Below are 17,554 nucleotides of genomic sequence, written 5' to 3' on the forward strand. Positions count from 1 at the left end.
GTGTCGAGGAAAGGCAGGTGGCGGCAGTGCCCAGGACCACGGACGGGGACGGGACCCCGGTACCGCAGCGGCTCCTGGCCGCCGCCACCCGGCTCTTCGCGGAGCGGGGCTACGACCGCACCTCGGTGCAGGAGATCGTCGAGGCGGCCGGCGTCACCAAGGGCGCGCTCTACCACTACTTCGGCTCCAAGGACGACCTGCTGCACGAGGTGTACGCCCGGGTCCTGCGCCTCCAGCAGGACCGCCTGGACACCTTCGCGGACGCCGACGAGCCGGTCGAGAAGCGGCTGCGGGACGCGGCGGCCGACGTCGTCGTCACCACCATCGACAACCTCGACGACGCCTCGATCTTCTTCCGCTCCATGCACCACCTGAGCCCGGAGAAGAACCGCCAGGTGCGCGCCGAGCGCCGCCGGTACCACGAGCGCTTCCGCGCCCTGGTGGAGGAGGGCCAGCAGTCCGGGGTCTTCACCAAGGAGATCCCGGCGGACCTGGTGGTGGACTACCACTTCGGGTCCATCCACCACCTGTCCACCTGGTACCGCCCCGACGGCCCCCTCAGCCCGCAGGAACTCGCCGACCACCTCGCCGACCTCCTGCTGCGCGCGCTGCGCCCGTAGACGCGCGCGAGCACCGGGTCACAGGTACCGCTTCAGCTCCCGCCGGGCCAGCGACCGCTGGTGCACCTCGTCCGGGCCGTCGGCCAGCATCAGCGTGCGCGCCCCCGCGTACAGCTCGGCCAGCGGGAAGTCCTGGCTCACCCCGCCCGCGCCGTACAGCTGGACCGCCCGGTCCAGGATGCCGACCACCGTGCGCGGCGTGGCGATCTTGATGGCCTGGATCTCGGTGTGCGCGCCCCGGTTGCCGACGGTGTCCATCATCCAGGCCGTCTTCAGCACCAGCAGCCGCAGCTGCTCCACGGCCACCCGCGCGTCCGCGATCCAGTTCTGCACCACGCCCTGCTGCCCCAGCGGCTTGCCGAACGCCGTCCGGGACACGGCCCGCCGGCACATCAGCTCGATCGCCCGCTCCGCCATGCCGATCAGCCGCATGCAGTGGTGGATGCGGCCCGGACCCAGCCGGGCCTGGGCGATGGCGAAACCGCCGCCCTCCTCGCCGACCAGGTTCGACACCGGCACCCGCGCGTGGTCGAAGACGACCTCGGCGTGCCCGCCGTGCCAGTGGTCCTCGTAGCCGAAGACCTGCATCCCCCGGACGACGGTGACGCCCGGGGTGTCCCGCGGCACCAGCACCATCGACTGCTGGCGCCGGATGTCGGCGCCGTCCGGGTCGGTCTTGCCCATGACGATGAAGATCTTGCAGTCCGGGTTCATCGCCCCGGAGATGTACCACTTGCGTCCGGTGACGACGTACTCGTCGCCGTCCCGCTCGATGTGCGTGGTGATGTTGGTGGCGTCCGAGGAGGCCACCTCCGGCTCGGTCATCGCGAACGCGGAGCGGATCTCCCCGGCGAGCAGCGGCTCCAGCCACTGCTTCTTCTGCGCCTCGGTCCCGAACTGCGCGAGCACCTCCATGTTCCCGGTGTCCGGCGCCGCGCAGTTGGTGGCCGTGGGCGCGAGCTGCGGGCTGCGGCCGGTGATCTCGGCGAGCGGCGCGTACTGGAGGTTGGTCAGCCCCGCCCCGTGCTCGGCGTCGGGCAGGAACAGGTTCCACAGGCCCTGCCGGCGGGCCTCGGCCTTCAGCTCCTCGACGGCCGGCGGGGTCTGCCAGGGGGACGCCAGTCCGGCGCGCTGCTCGTGCACGACCTGCTCGGCCGGGTACACGTACTCGTCCATGAAGGCGAGCAGCCTGGCGCGCAGCTCCTCGGTGCGTGCGTCGAACGCGAAGTCCATGCCGGTCAGCCTTCCTGCAGAGTGGTCAGTCCGTGCTCGATGAAGACGGGCACCAGGTCCCCGATGCGGTCGAAACCGCGCCCGACCGTCTGGCCCAGGGTGTAGCGGTAGTGGATGCCCTCCAGGATCACGGCGAGCTTGAACCAGGCGAACGCCGTGTACCAGGAGACGCCCGACACGTCCCGCCCCGACCTCGCGGCGTACCGCTCGACCAGTTCCCGGGGCGCGGGGTGGCCGGGCGCCTCGGCGGTGGTGGAGACGGGGGAGTCGGGCATGCCGAGCGGCCGGCTGTACATCACCAGCAGCCCCAGATCGGTCAGCGGATCGCCGAGCGTGGACATCTCCCAGTCCAGCACCGCCCTGATCCGGTCGTCGTCGCCGATCAGCACGTTGTCCAGCCGGTAGTCGCCGTGCACCACCGCCGGGGCGGGGGAGCGGGGCAGCTCCCGGCCCAGGGTGGCGTGCAGCTCGTCGATGCCGGGCAGGTCGCGGTTGCGGGACGCGTCGAGCTGCTTGGCCCAGCGGCGCAGCTGCCGGTCGAGGAAGCCGTCCGGCCGGCCGAAGCCGGCGAGGCCCACCGCGGCCGGGTCCACCGCGTGCAGCTCGACCAGCGTGTCCACCAGGTTCAGCACGACGTCCCGGGTGCGCTCCGGGCCCAGCGGCGCGAGCTGGTCCGCCGTGCGGTACGGCGTGCCCTCGACGAAGTCCATCACGTAGAACGGCGCCCCGAGCACCTCCTCGTCCTCGCACAGCAGCACCGTGCGCGGCACCGGCACCCCGGTCGGGTGCAGGGCGCTCATCACCCGGTGCTCGCGCCGCATGTCGTGCGCCGTGGCCAGGACGTGGCCGAGCGGGGGGCGCCGCACCACCCACCGGGAGACGCCGTCGGAGACCGCGTAGGTGAGGTTGGACCGCCCCCCTTCGATCAGCCGGCCGGTCAGCGGCCCGCGCACCAGGCCGGGCCGCTCCCGGTCCAGCAGACCGCGCAGCCGGTCGAGGTCGAGTCCTGGCGGGTGATCGGGGCTCATCGGCAGCTCCTCCGGCGGATGCGCGGGCAGGTCGGGCGATGGCCGCGGGCGGCCACGGTCACATCGGTTGTCCGATCATGATGCCGACCGGTCGGTATGCCGTCCAGAGGGCGGACCGGAACGTGATCCGCGCCACGGTCCCCGTCCGCCCCGCCCCGTCCGGCTCCGGTTGCGTCCCACCCGGCCACCCTTGAGGGTCGGAGCCATGAAGGCGATCAGCTACGCACGGTACGGCGGCCCCGAGGTCCTGGAGTACGGCGAGGTCCCCGACCCCCGGGTCGGCCCCGACTCGGTCCTGGTCCAGGTGCGGGCGGCGGGCGTCAACCCGGTGGACTGGCAGTGCCGCGAGGGCCGCCTGGACGCCCTCCTCGCGCCCGTCTTCCCCGTGGTGCCGGGCTGGGACGTCGCCGGGGTCGTGGTCCGGCCCGGCGCGGCCGTCACCGAGTTCGGCGCCGGTGACGAGGTCATCGGCTACTGCCGGGAGGACTTCCTCTCCCGCGGCACCTTCGCCGAGTACGTCGCCGCACCCGTGCGCGCCCTCGCCCGCAAGCCCCGCACCGTCTCCTTCGAGGAGGCGGCGGGCCTCCCGCTGACCGGGCTGACCGCCCTCCAGGTGCTGACCAGGTCGCTCCAGGTGAAGCGCGGCGAGACCGTCCTCGTGCACGCGGCGGCCGGCGGCGTCGGCTCGATCGCCGTCCAGCTCGCCCGCCATCTCGGCGCCCGCGTCCTCGGCACGCCGAGCGCACACCACCACGCCTACGTCCGCGGCCTCGGCGGCGAGCCGGTGGCGTACGGCGAGGGACTGGCCGAACGGGTGCGGGGGCTGGCCCCCGAGGGCGTGGACGCGGTCTTCGACACGGTCGGCGGCGAGACCCTCAAGGTCTCCGCGAACCTGCTGGCCCCGGAGGGCCGCCTCACCTCGATCGCCGACCCGGAGGCCGTCGCGTACGGCGGGCGGTACGCCTTCGTCCGACCCGACCCCCGGGACCTGGGCCACCTGACGGACCTGGTGGAGCAGGGCGTGGTGTCGGTGCACGTGTCACGGACGTACCCGCTGGAACGGACGGCGGACGCCCAGCGGGAGAGCCAGGAGGGGCGGACCCGCGGCAAGATCGTGGTGACGGTCGGTCCGGACCGGCGCTAGGTGTATTGATCACGAGCGTTGTCAACGCCGACCGGGCTTGATCATGGCGAAGACCTCCGGTGTGGTGGAGCTGTCTGGGACTGCACCGCACGGAGGTCTTCGTGTCCCACCGTAATGCCCGGCTGACCGTTCACGGCAGGCGACTGCTGGTCGACCGTGTCCGTTCCGGCCGCCCGGTAGCGCATGTCGCGGCTGAGACGGGCATCTCACGCGTCACGGCGCACAAGTGGATCCGCCGCCGGCGGTCCGAAGGCGGGCAGGGGCTGCACGACCGGCCCAGCCGTCCGCTGACCACACCCCACCGCACGGCGGCAACGGTGGAGGCCCAAGTGTGCCGACCGCGCCAGGACCGCGGACTCGGCCCCGCCCGCCCCGGCCCGATCCTGAACCCGCCCGCCTCGACCGTGCACCGCATCCTGGTCCGCCACGGCCTGAACCGACTCGCGGACATGGACCGGCCCACCGGACAGGTCATCCGCCGCTACGAACGGGCCCGCCCCGGCGAGCTGGTCCACGTGGACGTGAAGAAACTCGGCCGCATCCCGGACGGCGGCGGCCACAAGGTCCTGGGCCGCCAGGCCGGCCGCGCCCGGCGCGGCAGCATGGGCTTCGACCACATCCACTCCGCCGTCGACGCCACTCCCGTCTCGCCCACAGCGGGATCCACCCGGACGAGAAGGCCGCCACCTGCGCGAACTTCCCGCGCCGGGCCGCAGCCTTCTTCCAGACCGCGGGCATCGGCCGCATCGAGCGGGTCCTGACCGAAACGCCTGGCCCTACCGCAAGAGCTTCGCCTGGCAGCAGGCCCTGGCCGACCCCGGCGCGACCGGCAAGCTCACCCGCGCCTGCCGGCCCCAGACCGACGGCAAGGTCGAACGCTTCAACCGCACCCTGCTCGACCAGTGGGCCTGCCTGCGGCCCTGCACCAGCAACACCGAACGCACCACAGCCCTGGCAGACGTCCTCCACACCTACAACCACCACCGCTGCCACACCGCACTCGGCGGCCAGCCACCCATCAGCCGCGTCAACAACGCTGCGGGTCAATACACCTAGCCGATGATCAGCACGGCCCCGCACCCCGCCATCGCCACCGTGCACAGGGCGAGGGCGGTGGCGTGCCGGGGGCCGAGCGCGGCCGGCCGGGGCGAGGCCGCCACGGTGGTGATGCGGCGGTGGGCGAGGAACAGCAGGCCCAGCCACAGGACGCAGGTCAGCGAACCGGCGAGGACGGAGACGGCCGAGGCGTCGCGCTGGAGCGCGGTCTTCGCGGCGAGCACGGCGGCCACCGCCCCCGACAGGGTGGTCCGCCGCCAGGCGAGCCGGGTCCGCTCGGGCTGGAGCCCCGGATCACGGCCCGGCACCGGGGTGCGGGCGCCGCGCTCCGGGGGCGGGGAACCCGGCTCCGGTACCGAGGAGCCGCGCTCCGGCACCGGGGCGCCGCGCCGCGGGGGCGGCGTACCGCTCACCCCTCCCACCCGACCAGCACCACCGCGACCATCGCCACGGCCACCACGGCGACGACCACGCCCAGCAGTGCCGGGAACCGGGAGACCGGCAGATCCTCGCCGCGCCGCATGGCCCGCTCGCAGCGCACCCAGTGGTTGACGGCCCGCAGCGAGCACAGCACCCCCGACGCCAGCAGCGTGAGCGCGAGCCCCACCCGCCACGCCCCGCTCAGGTCCGGCAGGAACTGGTCGACGGCGAACCCGCCGCCGATCAGGGCGAGCGCGGTGCGCAGCCAGGCCAGGAAGGTGCGTTCGTTCGCCAGCGAGAAGCGGTAGTCGGGGGTGCCGCCCTCCCGGCGGACCTCCTCGGGCGCGAACCACAGGCGGACGTTCCGTGCGAAGTCGATCACGCGCAGGACCCTATCCGGCCGCCCCCGCTCCCTCGCCCCGCCCCGTCAGCCGCCGGTACGCCGCCAGCCCGTCCGGCACCCACTCCCACTCCGTCAGCCGCCGCACGACCTCCTCCTCCGGCAGGAAGGCGTACCAGGCCACCTCCTCGGCCTGCGGCCGCACCGCCGTGTCGCACCGCACCTCGTACACCGCCGACCACCAGCTGCGCCCGCCGCCGCCGTCGTACAGGAACGTGAACAGGTGCCGGGGCCGGGGCAGTCCGCTGACACCCAGTTCCTCCTCGGCCTCGCGCAGGGCCGCGTCGTCGTAGGACTCGCCCGCGCCGACCACCCCGCCGACGAACATGTCGTACAGGGACGGGAAGACCAGCTTCCGCGCGGTGCGCCGGTGGACGAAGATCCGCCCCTCGGCGTCCCGGGCCTGGACGAACACGCAGCGGTGGCGCAGCCCCTGCGCGTACACCTCACCACGCGGCGCCCGGCCCACGACCCGGTCCCGCTCGTCGACGACGTCGAGGATCTCGTCTTCAGGTCTCATACGGCCATCCAAGCAGGAACGCGCCGAGGCCCCGGCGGTGACCGGGGCCTCGGCGGGGGTGCGCGGCGGGGGCGCTAGACGATCAGGGAGACCAGCAGCACCAGCGCGCCGGCCACCACCGAGATGATCGTCTCCATGATCGACCAGGTCTTGATCGTCTGGCCGACGTTCAGCCCGAAGTACTCCTTCACCAGCCAGAAGCCGGCGTCGTTGACATGGCTGAAGAAGAGCGAACCGGCACCGATGGCGAGGACCAGCAGCGCGGCGTGGGTGGTCGACATGTCGGCCGCCAGCGGCGCGACCAGACCGGCCGCCGAGACGGTCGCCACGGTCGCCGAACCGGTCGCCAGCCGGATCGCCACCGCGATCAGCCAGGCCAGCAGCAGCGCCGGGATCGACCAGTCCTCGGAGATGTCCAGGACCATCTGGCCGACGCCGGAGTCGATCAGCGTCTGCTTGAAGCCGCCGCCCGCGCCGACGATCAGCAGGATGCCCGCGATGGGCGCGAGGCCCTTCTCGACCAGGCCGGAGACCCGCTCCTTGCCGAACCCGGCGGGCCGCAGCAGCGTGAAGATGCCGACGAGCACGGCGGCCAGCAGCGCGATCAGCGGGTTGCCGATGACGTCGAAGGTGCGCTGCACCAGGGCGTCCGGGTCGTCGACGATGATGTCGACCAGCGCCTTGACGAGCATCAGCACGACCGGCAGCAGGATGGTGGCCAGCGTGGCGCCGAAGCCGGGACGCTTCTCCAGGTCCTCCGAGGCGCGCTGCGGGATCATCCGGTCAGGGGCCGGCACGTCGACCCAGCGGGCGGCGAACTTCGAGAAGACCGGACCCGCGATGACCACCGTCGGTATGGCGATCAGGACACCGAGCGCCAGGGTCACGCCGAGGTTGGCGCCGAGCGCGTCGATGGCCACCAGCGGACCGGGGTGCGGCGGCACCAGGCCGTGCATCACGGAGAGGCCGGCCAGCGCCGGGATGCCGATCCGCATCAGCGAGTAGTTGCCGCGCTTGGCGACCATCAGGACGACCGGGATCAGCAGGACGATACCGACCTCGAAGAAGAGCGGCAGCCCGATCACGGAGGCGATCAGCACCATCGTCCACGGCATCGAGCGCTTGCTCGCCTTGCCCAGGATGGTGTCCACGATCTGGTCGGCGCCACCGGAGTCGGCGAGCATCTTGCCGAGGATCGCGCCGAGGGCGATCAGCACGCCCACGCCGGAGACGGTCGAGCCGAGCCCGCTGGTGAAGCTGGTGATGACCTTGTCCAGCGGCGCCCCGGCGAACGCGCCGAGCGCCAGCGAGCCGATGGTCAGGGCCAGGAAGGCGTGCAGCTTGAACTTGGTGATGAGCAGGACGATGACGGCGATGCCCAGCAGCACGGCGATGCCCAGCTGGGCGTGACCGGCCGAGGTGATCGGCTCGACGGTGTCCGCTGCCAGCATCTCGACGCTGAGTCTGGTCACGGTGATTTCCTTGCGGTGATGGGGATGCGGGGTGGGTGAGCGCGGGGAGCGCTACGCGGGTCGGGGGAGCCCCTGGAGGGCGGTGGCGGCCCGTTCGGTGATCTCCTCGGGGCTGCCGGAGACGTCCACGGCGACCCCGGCCTCGTCCGGCTGAAGCGGCTGGAGCGTGGCGAACTGCGAGTCGAGCAGCGCGGTCGGCATGAAGTGCCCCGCGCGGTGCGCCATCCGGTCGCCGATCAGCTCCCGGTCGCCGGTGAGGTGGACGAAGACCAGCCCGGGGGCCTCGCCCCGCAGCCGGTCGCGGTACGACCGCTTCAGCGCCGAGCAGCTGACCACCCCGCCGAGCCCCGCCCGCTCGTGTGCCCAGGCGCCGATGGCGTCCAGCCACGGCCACCGGTCGTCGTCGTCGAGCGGGGTGCCGGCCGTCATCTTGGCGATGTTGGCCGGCGGGTGGAAGTCGTCGCCCTCGGCGTAGGGAACGCCGAGGCGGGCGGCGAGCAGGGGACCGACGGTGGTCTTCCCCGTGCCCGCCACGCCCATGACCACGACGACGTGGGGGGTCTGCGGCTGCTGCATCGTGCTCTCGCTGTCTGCTGTCTTCGTCGACACGTGATGTCGACGCAACTGAAACCTATTACGTCCTACTAATTCAAGAGGGTGTGACATATAAGTCTGACTTTTTCGTGCGGTGATCCGGCACGTACGCTGAGTGCATGAGCACACCGGGCCGCGGTCTGCACGGCCGAGTACTGGACGCCCTGGGCCCCGCCATCACCGCCGGCGAGTACGCCGTGGGCAGTGTCCTGCGCACCGACGAACTCGCCCAGCGCTTCGACGTCTCCCGTTCGGTGATGCGCGAGGCGGTCCGGGTCCTGGAGTCCATGCACCTGGTCGAGTCCCGCCGCCGGGTGGGCGTGACCGTCCTGCCCGAGCGCGAGTGGAACGTCTACGACCCCCAGGTCATCCGCTGGCGCCTGGCGGGCGCCGACCGCCCCCGCCAGCTCCGCTCGCTCACCGTCCTGCGCTCGGCGGTGGAGCCGGTCGCGGCCGGCCTCGCCGCGCGCCACGCCACGCCGGCCCAGTGCGCCGAGCTGACCGAGTGCGCCCTCGGCATGGTCGCCAACTCCAGCGGCCACCGGCTGGACCGGTACCTCTTCCACGACGTGGCCTTCCACCGCGTCATCCTCGACGCCTCGGGCAACGAGATGTTCGCCCGCCTCGGCGACGTGGTCGCCGAGGTCCTGTCCGGCCGTACGCGGCACGACGTGATGTTCGAGGACCCCGACCCCGCCGCCGTCACCCTGCACGTCCGCCTCGCCGAGGCCGTGCGCGAACGGGACGCCGAGCGCGCCGAGGCGCTCACCCGCGAGATCACCGTCGGCGCCCTCCAGGAGCTGGACATCCTCGCCCCGTAGGGCGTGCCGTCAGTCCAGGAACTCCCCGTCGACGTACACCCAGCCCCCGTCGATCCGCTGGAACCGGCTGCGCTCGTGCAGCGACCCGCCCCGGTAGGACGCCCGGAACGTCACGGTCCCGGTGGTGTGGAAGGCGGACCCGTCGGTGGTCCCCAGGATCTCCAGCCCCGTCCACCGCATCGCCGGATCGAGGTCCAGCCGGACCGGGCGGGTGCGCGGGTGCCAGGTGCGCAGCAGATACGCCGCGTCCAGCCTCACGAACGCGCAGTAGCGCGACCGCATCAGCGCCTCGGCCGTCGGCGCCGCGGCGGCACCGGAGTGGAAACGGCCGCAGCACTTCTCGTACGGCTCGGACCGCCCGCACGGGCAGGAACGCGTGGTCATGGCCACCATTGTGCGGCAGCGCCCGCCGGGAGACGCGTGAGGGCCGTGACCTCACGGTCACGGCCCTCACATCCGATGTGTCCGAGGGGGGACTTGAACCCCCACGCCCGATAAAGGGCACTAGCACCTCAAGCTAGCGCGTCTGCCATTCCGCCACCCGGACAAGGTGTCTGTCGTGCGGAGTGCTGCCCCGCGGCGACGACGTAAACATTACCAGGCGTCCGGGGGTGCCCGATCACCCCGGCCCGCGCGTGAACGGCGTGTGACGGGCCGGGACCGGTCTTGGGCGTCACCCGCGGGAGAGGGAGGATGAGGGTGACCCACCAGCAGTGACAGCGGGAGGAAGCACGTGAGCGACTCGGGCACGACCGGAAGCGTCACCGGCGAGGACGAGGTCGTCGGCATCTGCCGCGACCTGATCCGGATCGACACCAGCAACTACGGCGACCACTCGGGACCGGGTGAGCGCAAGGCGGCCGAGTACGTCGCGGAACAGCTCGCCGAGGTGGGGCTCGAACCCAGGATCTTCGAGTCGCACCCGGGCCGCGCCTCCACCGTGGCCCGGATCGAGGGCGAGGACCCGTCCCGGCCCGCGCTGCTCATCCACGGCCACACCGACGTCGTCCCGGCCAACGCCGACGACTGGACCCACCACCCGTTCTCCGGCGAGATCGCCGACGGGTGCGTCTGGGGCCGCGGCGCCGTCGACATGAAGGACATGGACGCGATGACCCTGGCGGTCGTCCGCGACCGGCTGCGCAGCGGGCGCAGGCCCCCGCGCGACATCGTGCTGGCCTTCCTCGCCGACGAGGAGGCGGGCGGCACCTACGGCGCCCGCTACCTGGTCGACCACCACCCGGACCTCTTCGAGGGCGTCACCGAGGCCATCAGCGAGGTGGGCGGCTTCTCCTTCACGGTGAGCGAGCAGCGCCGGCTCTACCTGATCCAGACGGCCGAGAAGGGCATGCACTGGATGAAGCTGACCGTGGCCGGCACCGCCGGGCACGGCTCGATGATCCACCGGGACAACGCCATCACCGAGCTGTCCGAGGCCGTCGCCCGGCTCGGCAGGCACCGGTTCCCGATCCGGGTGACCAAGACCACCCGGGCCTTCCTCGACGAACTCGGCGACGCGATGGGCGTCGAGCTGGACGCGGACGACATGGAGAGCACCCTCGCCAAGCTCGGCGGCATCGCCAAGCTCATCGGCGCGACCCTGCGCAACACCGCCAACCCCACCCAGCTCGGCGCCGGGTACAAGGTCAACGTCATCCCCGGCGAGGCCACCGCCCACGTCGACGGACGGTTCCTGCCCGGTCACGAGGAGGAGTTCCTCGCCGACCTCGACCGCATCCTCGGCCCGAAGGTGCGGCGCGAGGACGTCCACTCCGACAAGGCCGTGGAGACCACCTTCGACGGTCCGCTGGTCGCCGCGATGCAGTCCGCGCTGGTGGCGGAGGACCCGGCAGCGAAGGCGATCCCGTACATGCTCTCCGGCGGCACGGACGCCAAGTCCTTCGACGACCTCGGCATCCGCGGCTTCGGCTTCGCCCCGCTGAAGCTGCCGCCGGAGCTGGACTTCGCCGGAATGTTCCACGGTGTCGACGAGCGGGTGCCGGTGGACGGCCTGAAGTTCGGCGTGCGCGTCCTGGACCGGTTCATCGACGCGTCCTGAGTACGACACTCCGTTAATCGTTCGTAGTTAATCGTCCGAACGTACGGGAGTGGCCCGGGAAGAGTGAATGCGACCATACGCTCGTAGCCTCATTACTCCCTCCTCGTTACTGGTCATGTGATCCGCATTTTGGATCGCGTTTGCCAACTAGGAGGAAATAATGATCAAGAAGGTCGTCGCCGCTGCCGCTGCCACCGGCGGACTGGTTCTCGCGGGCGCGGGCCTGGCCGTCGCCGACTCCGGTGCCCAGGGTGCGGCCGTGCACTCCCCGGGCGTCCTTTCCGGCAACGTCGTCCAGGCGCCGATCCACATCCCGGCGAACGTCTGCGGCAACACGATCAACGTGATCGGTCTGCTGAACCCCGCCTTCGGCAACACCTGCATCAACAAGTGACGTTGTGTCTCGCCCTTTCGGGGGCCTAGCCCGTCGGCCCCGGAACGCATGCCGTGCGCTCCGGGGCCGACCGGCCTTATCGGAACGTGAAACGTCGGTACCAGGTCGAAGGCAGGGAATTCAGTACATGCGACAGGTCACCCGCAAGGGCCTGATGACGGTGGCGGCGGCCACCGGCGTGATCGCCGCCGCGAGCGGCACCGCCCACGCGACGGGCTCGGGCGCGCAGGGCGGCGCCTCGGGGTCCCCCGGCGTGCTCTCCGGCAACTCGGTGCAGGCGCCGGTGCACGCGCCGGTCAACATCTGCGGCAACACGGTCACCGTCATCGGCGGCCTCAACGCCGCGGTCGGCAACGCCTGCGCCAACGGCGGCCCGGGCAAGGGCTCCGGCGGTCACGGGGGGCACGGCGGCGGCAGCCACGCCGACGGCCACGCCACGGACTCGCCCGGCGTGGGCTCCGGCAACCACGTCGAGGCGCCGGTCCACGTGCCGGTGAACGTCTGCGGCAACTCCGTGAACGTCGTCGGTGTCGCCGACCCGGCCACCGGCAACGACTGCGGCCAGCAGGGCGGCGGTCACCCCACCCCGCCGCCCGGCGGTGGCGAGGAGCCGCCTCCGGGTGAGCCGGAGGAGCCGGGCCAGCCGGAGGAACCGGAACAGCCGGGCGAGCCCGAGGAGCCCGGACAGCCGGGTGAACCGGGTCAGCCCGAGGAACCGGGCACCCCGGAGGAGCCCGGCACCCCGGAGGAGCCGGTCGCCCCGCCCGCCGGAAGCGGTGAGACCCCGGACGAGCCGTCCGTCAGCCAGCCGGCCCCCGACGCGCAGCTCGCCGAGACCGGCAGCGACCTGCCGCTGGGCCTCGCCCTGCCGATGGGCGCGGGCGTGCTGCTCACGGGCACGATGCTCTACCGCAAGGCGCGCGCCACGCGGTGACGCGCCCCGCGCGCGACCGGAGCGGGCCCCGCTTCACCGGCGGGGCCCGCTCCGGTTCGGCCGTCACCGGCCCGGTCCCGCTCACCAGGTGGCGCGCACCTGTCGGATGATCCGACGGCGCAGCCGCACCCTGCGACTGCCGTCGCGCAGCAGGCTCAGGCGGTACAACTCCCAGTGTCCGTACTCGGCGTGGTCCGTCAGCAGACGCGCCGTCTCCTTGCGGGAGACCCCGCGCGGCACGTACACGTCGACAAATTCGTATTCCGGCATCGCATCTATTGTGCGGGCTGGGGCCCGGTACGGATAGCGTCTGCTGTATGTCTGATGCTGTGCAGCCCACCGCTGCCGAGGTACGCGCCGCCGCCGAGGCGGTCAAGGCCGCGCTCGACCGTCATCTGGCCGCGGTCGAACGACGCTCGGGGGACGACGACCCGGCCGTCTACGAGGCGTTCAACCAGGTGGCGGCGGCCGCCGAGGCGTACGACGAGCTGCTCTACGACCGTTACGACGAGGTCACCCCCTTCGAGATCCCCGCGGCGGAGGACGAGCTGCCCCCGTACACGGGCCCCGAGGAACCGAACGCGCTGAGCGTGCTGATCCGCCGTGACTACGCGGTGGTGGAACCGCAGCGGCTGCTGGCCCAGGCCCGGCGGGTCGAGGCGGCGGACGACGACCGTGCGTCCGGCACGGGAGCCTCCGGTACGGTGCACGGTGCGCTGGGGCTGCTCTTCGGCGAGTTCGAACCCGACGAGGTCGCTTCCCGGCACAAGGAGTTCGGCCTCGAGGAGGGCGACTCCACGCTGTGGGTGACGGCGGCGGACGAACCGGCCGAAGCCGGCGAGTGGCTGGAGGCGCCGTTCGAACACGTCGATCCCCAGCGGGTGGTGTGCCGCTTCGACGTCAGCGCGGTCTTCGACGACGACGCTGACGACGATTTCGATGACGACCTCGATGACGAGGCGGGCGATGTGGAGGACGTAGTGGACCAGGTGGACGACGAGATGGTCGAGCTCGACACCGACGTGGACGAGGCCGACGAGGCCGGGGAAGAGGAACTGGACGAGGACGACGAGCTGGAGCGGCTGGACGCGGACCGCTGAGCGGACCGCGCTGGCGCCGGCCCGCTGAGAGGGCCGAGAGAACCGTGACGGCGGTGGCCCCGGGAGGTTTCCCGGGGCCACCGCCGTCGTCGTAGCGGCTCCCCCCTTCAGTCCTCCGCCGGGGCCTGCGGGGCGAGCAGGACCGGCAGACGTGTCGTCCGCGGCTTGCCCGGGACCTCGGCCACGGCCCGGGGCAGCGCCTGGTCCACGCCGTGGACGACGGACAGATGGCGCTCCGCCCGGCCGAACGCCGTGTACACCCAGGGCCGGCTGAGCGTCTGCGCCGCGTCACCGGGCAGGACCACGACCACCGCGGGCCACCGGCCGCCGGCCGCCTGGTGCGCGGTCAGCGCCCAGCCGTGCCGGACCCGGCTCTCCACCTGGTCCCTCGGGACGACGACCGCGGTCCCGTCCGCGCAGGACAGGCGCAGCCCCTCCGCGTCGGCCCCCGTCACCCGGCCCGGCAGCGTACGGCCCGGCACGGGGGAGTGGACGACCAGGTCGCCCGGGTCGAAGCCGCCGAAGCGGCCCGGCCCCGGGTTGAGCCGCTCCTTGAGCGCCGCGTTGAGCGCCCGGGTGCCGGCCGGGCCACCGTGCCCCGGCGTGATCACCCGGGTCTCCTCGGCGGGCACGCCGAACGCCCGGGGCACCGAGTCCGAGACCAGCTGCACGGTGCGGTGCACGGCCTCGCCCGGCTCCCGCACCGGCACGATCACGATCTCCTTGCCCGGCGCCTCGACCTGGGTCAGCTCGCCGGCGCCGATGCCGGAGACCAGCTCGCCCAGCGGGCCGGGGTCCGGTCGCCGGGAGGCGATCTGCGGGCAGATCCGGGCCGCCAGCAGATCGGCGAAGACCCGTCCGGGTCCTGCCGACCACAGCACCGCCGGGTCGCCGGACAGCACCAGCCGCGCCCCGTCCGGCAGGGACTCGGTCAGCAGGGCCGCCGCCTCCACGTCCAGCTGCGGCGCGTCCACCACGACGAGCAGGTCCAGGTCGAGCGCGCCCTCCGGGTCCCGGCCGGGCCCCTCGGCCCCGGCGAGCAACCCCGCGACGGTGGCGACCGGCGGGGCCGCCGCTCCGGGGGCATCCTCACCGGGTGCGCACAGGGCGGCGAAGCGGAGCCGGCCGAGCGGTCCGGGCGCGCAGGCCCAGGCGCGCAGGCCCAGCCCGCGCGCGGCGCGCAGCAGGGCGGCGGGCTCCGCCAGGGCCGCCTCCCCGCCGGTGTGCAGCACCAGGCCGTGTTCCGCGACGGCGCGGACCAGCTCGGCGGCCGACCCCCGCGCCGAGGCCGCGGCCCGCTCCCAGTCCTCCGGGGAACCGTCCTGCTTCGGCACCGACCCGGCCAGCCGGGCCAGGCCGTCGGCCAGGCTCTCCTCGGCGAGCGCGTACCGCTCCAGGCCGATCAGCACCCGGACGGGCCGCTCCTCCTCGGCCTCGTCCTCGCCGTCCTCCGCGCCCCGGGCCGCCCGGGGCGCGGGCGCGCCGGGCTCCTCCAGGGCGTCCTGGAAGGCCAGGGCCTCGCCCTCGGCGAGGGTGCTCCGCACGGCGGCGTCCGGGTCCGGCACGCCGCGCTGGGCGAGCGTCGCCGTGAGCCTCGGCAGCTCCAGGGCGGTGTGCCCGGCCAGCGCCGCCTGCTCCAGGAGCCAGCCGGTGACGGCCCGCCCCCGGCGCTCGTCGTCCGGGCGGCAGTCGGCGCCGAGCAGCGCCCGCGCGAAGCCGTCGGCCTGCTCCGGCCGCACCCCGGGCACCCGCAGCAACTGCCAGGGGTCGGCCCCCAGCACCTCGTCGGCGCCCTCGCCCAGCGCCGCGGCGACGGCCGGGGCGAGCGTCTCGGGGGCGCCGCCCCGGGCCAGTACCCGCCGCACGGCCTGCACGCTCTCCGGGGCGGGTGCCGGGGCCGCACCGGGGGCCCGTCCGGGCACCGGCACGTCCCGGCGGACCGGTCCGGGCTCGGGGGCGGGGCGGCGGGGGGCGGGCTCCGGGTCGGCGAAGACCGTCGCCACCGGCTTGGCGCCGCTCTCCACGGCCCGGACCGCGGCGAGCAGGTCGGCCGCGGTGCCGCTGAGCTTCGCCCCGGCGGTGACCGGCCCCTTCCGCTCCGCCTTGCGCCGCTCGATCCGCTCCCGCTCCAGCCGCTGCGCGGCCAGCTCGGCCTCGGCCTCGGACAACTGCTTGCCCCCGGCGCCCTCCGCACCGCCCGCCTCCGCCGCCCCGGCCCCCGCCTCGGCTTCCGAGTTTCCGTCGGCCACCACGCCGCCCGGCGTCACGGCGCCCGCCTCCGTACCGTCCCCGGGACCCTCGGCGCCGCCCGTGGCCTCGGCTTCCGAGGTCTCGTCCGCCGGCGCCTCCGCCCCGTCCGCCGGCGTGGCGTCCCCGGCCCCCGTGCCGTCCCCGGCCCCCGTGCCGTCCCCGGCCCCTGAGCCGTCCGCGGCCTCGGCTTCCGAGTTTCCGCCGGCCACCACGCCGCCCGGCGTCACGGCGCCCGCCTCCGTACCGTCCCCGGGACCCTCGGCGCCGCCCGTGGCCTCGGCTTCCGAGGTCCCGTCCGCCGGCGCCTCCGCCCCGTCCGCCGGCGCCTCCGCCCCGTCCGCCGACGTGGCGTCCCCGGTCCCCGTGCCGTCCGCGGTCTCCGCCTCCGTACCGTCCCCGGCCTCCGCGACGTCCGCGGGGTTCTCGGCGGGCTCGGGCCCGGGCTCCGTGCTCACAGCGTGCTCCAGTCGTGATCGGGATAGCGGTGCACGGGCTCCGACACGTCGTCCAGCGCCCGGCAGATCTCGTCAGGAAGACTAAGCGCCTCCACTGACAACGCGGCCGTGAGCTGCCGTGCGTTGCGCGCGCCCACGATCGGCGCGGCCACCCCGGGGCGGTCCCGGACCCAGGCGAGGGCGACCTGGAGCGGGGTCACCGCGAGCCCGTCCGCCGCCGTGGCCACCGCGTCCACGATGCGCGCGGCGTCGTCGTCGAGGTAGGGCGCGACGAAGGGGGCCATGTGCTCGGACGCCCCGCGCGAGTCGGACGGCGTCCCGGTGCGGTACTTGCCGGTGAGCACGCCGCGCCCCAGCGGCGAGGAGGGCAGCAGTCCGATGCCGAGGTCGAGGGCGGCGGGCAGCACCTCCCGCTCGACCCCGCGCTGCACCAGCGAGTACTCCAGCTGCGTGCTCGCCAGCCGGTTCCGCACGCCCGGCGCCGCCAGCTGCCAGGTCGCCGCCTTGGCGAGCTGCCAGCCGCAGAAGTTGGACACCCCCGCGTAACGGGCGCGTCCGCTGCTCACCGCGAGGTCCAGGGCGTGCAGCGTCTCCTCCAGCGGCGTGTACGGGTCGTAGGCGTGGACGTGCCACACGTCGACGTACTCGGTGCCGAGCCGGGAGAGCGAGGCGTCCAGCGCGGAGAGCAGATGGCCGCGCGAGCCGTCGGAGCGCCGGTCGGGGTCGGGCACGCTGCCGGCCTTGGTCGAGATCACCAGGTCCCGGCGCGGCACCAGGCCCTCCATGAGCCGCCCCAGCAGGTACTCGGCCTCCCCGTCGCCGTACACGTCCGCCGTGTCGACCAGCGTGCCGCCCGCTTCCCAGAAGGTCTTCAGGCACTCCGCGGCGTCGTGCTCGTCGGTGTCGCGTCCCCAGGTCAGGGTGCCCAGACCGATACGGGACACGCGCAGGCCGGTGCGGCCGAGATGCCTCTGCTCCATGGACGCCGAGATTACTGGCCACGGCTTCCCCTGTGGGGCCCTGTGGACAACCGGACCGCCCGCGCTAAGGTCGG

The 17,554-nt window shown here is 73.6% G+C and carries 18 protein-coding genes, 1 tRNA gene and 1 pseudogene; 8 read left to right on the forward strand and 12 right to left on the reverse strand.

What is annotated here, in order from left to right; translation table 11 throughout:
- The first annotated feature begins 26 nt into the window (after nucleotides 1–26).
- Nucleotides 27–620, forward strand: a complete 594-nt coding sequence (locus tag Sdagh_RS01495) for a TetR/AcrR family transcriptional regulator (RefSeq protein WP_189422842.1) — start codon at nucleotides 27–29, stop codon at nucleotides 618–620.
- 18 nt (nucleotides 621–638) lie between these two features.
- Here the strand turns inward: Sdagh_RS01495 and Sdagh_RS01500 are convergent, their stop codons facing one another.
- Nucleotides 639–1,853, reverse strand: coding sequence for an acyl-CoA dehydrogenase family protein (locus Sdagh_RS01500; RefSeq protein ID WP_189422844.1), 1,215 nt, complete (start codon nucleotides 1,851–1,853; stop codon nucleotides 639–641).
- A 5-nt stretch (nucleotides 1,854–1,858) separates the two neighbouring features.
- Nucleotides 1,859–2,881 carry a phosphotransferase family protein gene (locus tag Sdagh_RS01505; protein ID WP_189422846.1) on the reverse strand — a complete coding sequence of 341 codons (1,023 nt, stop codon included), beginning with the start codon at nucleotides 2,879–2,881 and terminating at the stop codon, nucleotides 1,859–1,861.
- Between the two features lie 205 nt (nucleotides 2,882–3,086).
- Here Sdagh_RS01505 and Sdagh_RS01510 point away from each other — a divergent pair, with 205 nt between their 5' ends.
- Both Sdagh_RS01510 and Sdagh_RS01515 read left to right on the forward strand, forming a co-directional pair.
- Nucleotides 3,087–4,025, forward strand: a complete 939-nt coding sequence (locus tag Sdagh_RS01510) for an NADP-dependent oxidoreductase (protein WP_190078223.1) — start codon at nucleotides 3,087–3,089, stop codon at nucleotides 4,023–4,025.
- A gap of 101 nt (nucleotides 4,026–4,126) precedes the next feature.
- Nucleotides 4,127–5,081 (forward strand): annotated as a pseudogene (locus Sdagh_RS01515) (IS481 family transposase).
- On the opposite strand, the gene Sdagh_RS01520 reads toward Sdagh_RS01515, so the two are convergent.
- The 5 genes from Sdagh_RS01520 to Sdagh_RS01540 all read right to left on the reverse strand — a co-directional run bounded on the left by Sdagh_RS01520 (nucleotide 5,078) and on the right by Sdagh_RS01540 (nucleotide 8,469).
- Nucleotides 5,078–5,389: a DUF202 domain-containing protein gene (locus tag Sdagh_RS01520; protein ID WP_190009916.1), complete on the reverse strand. Its 312-nt coding sequence runs from the start codon at nucleotides 5,387–5,389 to the stop codon at nucleotides 5,078–5,080. The pseudogene Sdagh_RS01515 and the gene Sdagh_RS01520 sit on opposite strands and share 4 nt — an antisense overlap.
- 101 nt (nucleotides 5,390–5,490) lie before the next feature.
- Complete coding sequence (locus Sdagh_RS01525; RefSeq protein ID WP_189418599.1) at nucleotides 5,491–5,883, reverse strand: YidH family protein; 393 nt, start codon at nucleotides 5,881–5,883, stop codon at nucleotides 5,491–5,493.
- Between the two features lie 10 nt (nucleotides 5,884–5,893).
- On the reverse strand, nucleotides 5,894–6,421 hold the full coding sequence (locus Sdagh_RS01530; protein WP_189418601.1) for an NUDIX hydrolase: 528 nt from the start codon (nucleotides 6,419–6,421) through the stop codon (nucleotides 5,894–5,896).
- A 74-nt stretch (nucleotides 6,422–6,495) separates the two neighbouring features.
- Entirely contained in the window at nucleotides 6,496–7,893 is a 1,398-nt protein-coding gene (locus Sdagh_RS01535) for a GntP family permease (RefSeq protein WP_189418603.1), read from the reverse strand.
- A 51-nt stretch (nucleotides 7,894–7,944) separates the two neighbouring features.
- The gene (locus tag Sdagh_RS01540; RefSeq protein ID WP_189418605.1) at nucleotides 7,945–8,469 is read right to left on the reverse strand and encodes a gluconokinase; all 525 of its coding nucleotides are present in this window, start codon (nucleotides 8,467–8,469) and stop codon (nucleotides 7,945–7,947) included.
- 137 nt (nucleotides 8,470–8,606) lie between these two features.
- Here Sdagh_RS01540 and Sdagh_RS01545 point away from each other — a divergent pair, with 137 nt between their 5' ends.
- Nucleotides 8,607–9,308, forward strand: coding sequence for a FadR/GntR family transcriptional regulator (locus tag Sdagh_RS01545; RefSeq protein WP_189418607.1), 702 nt, complete (start codon nucleotides 8,607–8,609; stop codon nucleotides 9,306–9,308).
- Between the two features lie 9 nt (nucleotides 9,309–9,317).
- On the opposite strand, the gene Sdagh_RS01550 is transcribed toward Sdagh_RS01545, so the two are convergent.
- Together Sdagh_RS01550 and Sdagh_RS01555 are read right to left on the reverse strand one after the other, a co-directional pair.
- Nucleotides 9,318–9,701: a YchJ family protein gene (locus tag Sdagh_RS01550; RefSeq protein WP_189418609.1), complete on the reverse strand. Its 384-nt coding sequence runs from the start codon at nucleotides 9,699–9,701 to the stop codon at nucleotides 9,318–9,320.
- A 69-nt stretch (nucleotides 9,702–9,770) separates the two neighbouring features.
- Nucleotides 9,771–9,855, reverse strand: a tRNA-Leu gene (locus Sdagh_RS01555).
- Between the two features lie 186 nt (nucleotides 9,856–10,041).
- Here Sdagh_RS01555 and Sdagh_RS01560 point away from each other — a divergent pair.
- The 3 genes from Sdagh_RS01560 (at nucleotide 10,042) to Sdagh_RS01570 (ending at nucleotide 12,695) form a co-directional block, all read left to right on the forward strand.
- Nucleotides 10,042–11,367, forward strand: a complete 1,326-nt coding sequence (locus Sdagh_RS01560; RefSeq protein ID WP_190009713.1) for a M20/M25/M40 family metallo-hydrolase — start codon at nucleotides 10,042–10,044, stop codon at nucleotides 11,365–11,367.
- 160 nt (nucleotides 11,368–11,527) lie between these two features.
- Nucleotides 11,528–11,761, forward strand: coding sequence for a chaplin ChpH (gene chpH / locus Sdagh_RS01565; RefSeq protein ID WP_189418614.1), 234 nt, complete (start codon nucleotides 11,528–11,530; stop codon nucleotides 11,759–11,761).
- 127 nt (nucleotides 11,762–11,888) lie between these two features.
- Nucleotides 11,889–12,695, forward strand: a complete 807-nt coding sequence (locus Sdagh_RS01570) for a chaplin (protein ID WP_190009716.1) — start codon at nucleotides 11,889–11,891, stop codon at nucleotides 12,693–12,695.
- Nucleotides 12,696–12,776: 81 nt separating this feature from the next.
- On the opposite strand, the gene Sdagh_RS01575 is transcribed toward Sdagh_RS01570, so the two are convergent.
- Nucleotides 12,777–12,965 (reverse strand): DUF5703 family protein, encoded by a 189-nt coding sequence (locus Sdagh_RS01575; protein ID WP_030244084.1) that lies wholly within the window; start codon nucleotides 12,963–12,965, stop codon nucleotides 12,777–12,779.
- Nucleotides 12,966–13,012: 47 nt separating this feature from the next.
- On the opposite strand from Sdagh_RS01575, the gene Sdagh_RS01580 reads away from it, so the two are divergent.
- Entirely contained in the window at nucleotides 13,013–13,795 is a 783-nt protein-coding gene (locus Sdagh_RS01580) for a hypothetical protein (protein WP_189418618.1), read from the forward strand.
- A gap of 107 nt (nucleotides 13,796–13,902) precedes the next feature.
- On the opposite strand, the gene Sdagh_RS01585 is transcribed toward Sdagh_RS01580, so the two are convergent.
- Nucleotides 13,903–16,500 carry a helix-hairpin-helix domain-containing protein gene (locus Sdagh_RS01585; protein ID WP_226534420.1) on the reverse strand — a complete coding sequence of 866 codons (2,598 nt, stop codon included), beginning with the start codon at nucleotides 16,498–16,500 and terminating at the stop codon, nucleotides 13,903–13,905.
- Nucleotides 16,497–17,480 carry an aldo/keto reductase gene (locus Sdagh_RS01590; protein WP_189418620.1) on the reverse strand — a complete coding sequence of 328 codons (984 nt, stop codon included), beginning with the start codon at nucleotides 17,478–17,480 and terminating at the stop codon, nucleotides 16,497–16,499. The genes Sdagh_RS01585 and Sdagh_RS01590 overlap by 4 nt, the downstream gene beginning before the upstream one ends.
- Nucleotides 17,481–17,554 lie beyond the last annotated feature (74 nt).

The sequence above is a fragment of the Streptomyces daghestanicus genome (genome assembly GCF_020521275.1).
Lineage (GTDB): Bacteria > Actinomycetota > Actinomycetes > Streptomycetales > Streptomycetaceae > Streptomyces > Streptomyces griseoviridis.

Bases quoted from the DNA above. Each gene is read 5' to 3' on its own strand.
- Sdagh_RS01575 (WP_030244084.1), bottom strand. From the start codon at position 12,965: ATGCCGGAATACGAATTTGTCGACGTGTACGTGCCGCGCGGGGTCTCC.
- Sdagh_RS01590 (WP_189418620.1), bottom strand. From the start codon at position 17,480: ATGGAGCAGAGGCATCTCGGCCGCACCGGCCTGCGCGTGTCCCGTATC.
- chpH (WP_189418614.1), top strand. From the start codon at position 11,528: ATGATCAAGAAGGTCGTCGCCGCTGCCGCTGCCACCGGCGGACTGGTT.
- Sdagh_RS01530 (WP_189418601.1), bottom strand. From the start codon at position 6,421: ATGAGACCTGAAGACGAGATCCTCGACGTCGTCGACGAGCGGGACCGG.
- Sdagh_RS01540 (WP_189418605.1), bottom strand. From the start codon at position 8,469: ATGCAGCAGCCGCAGACCCCCCACGTCGTCGTGGTCATGGGCGTGGCG.
- Sdagh_RS01550 (WP_189418609.1), bottom strand. From the start codon at position 9,701: ATGGTGGCCATGACCACGCGTTCCTGCCCGTGCGGGCGGTCCGAGCCG.
- Sdagh_RS01500 (WP_189422844.1), bottom strand. From the start codon at position 1,853: ATGGACTTCGCGTTCGACGCACGCACCGAGGAGCTGCGCGCCAGGCTG.
- Sdagh_RS01570 (WP_190009716.1), top strand. From the start codon at position 11,889: ATGCGACAGGTCACCCGCAAGGGCCTGATGACGGTGGCGGCGGCCACC.
- Sdagh_RS01545 (WP_189418607.1), top strand. From the start codon at position 8,607: ATGAGCACACCGGGCCGCGGTCTGCACGGCCGAGTACTGGACGCCCTG.
- Sdagh_RS01505 (WP_189422846.1), bottom strand. From the start codon at position 2,881: ATGAGCCCCGATCACCCGCCAGGACTCGACCTCGACCGGCTGCGCGGT.
- Sdagh_RS01510 (WP_190078223.1), top strand. From the start codon at position 3,087: ATGAAGGCGATCAGCTACGCACGGTACGGCGGCCCCGAGGTCCTGGAG.
- Sdagh_RS01580 (WP_189418618.1), top strand. From the start codon at position 13,013: ATGTCTGATGCTGTGCAGCCCACCGCTGCCGAGGTACGCGCCGCCGCC.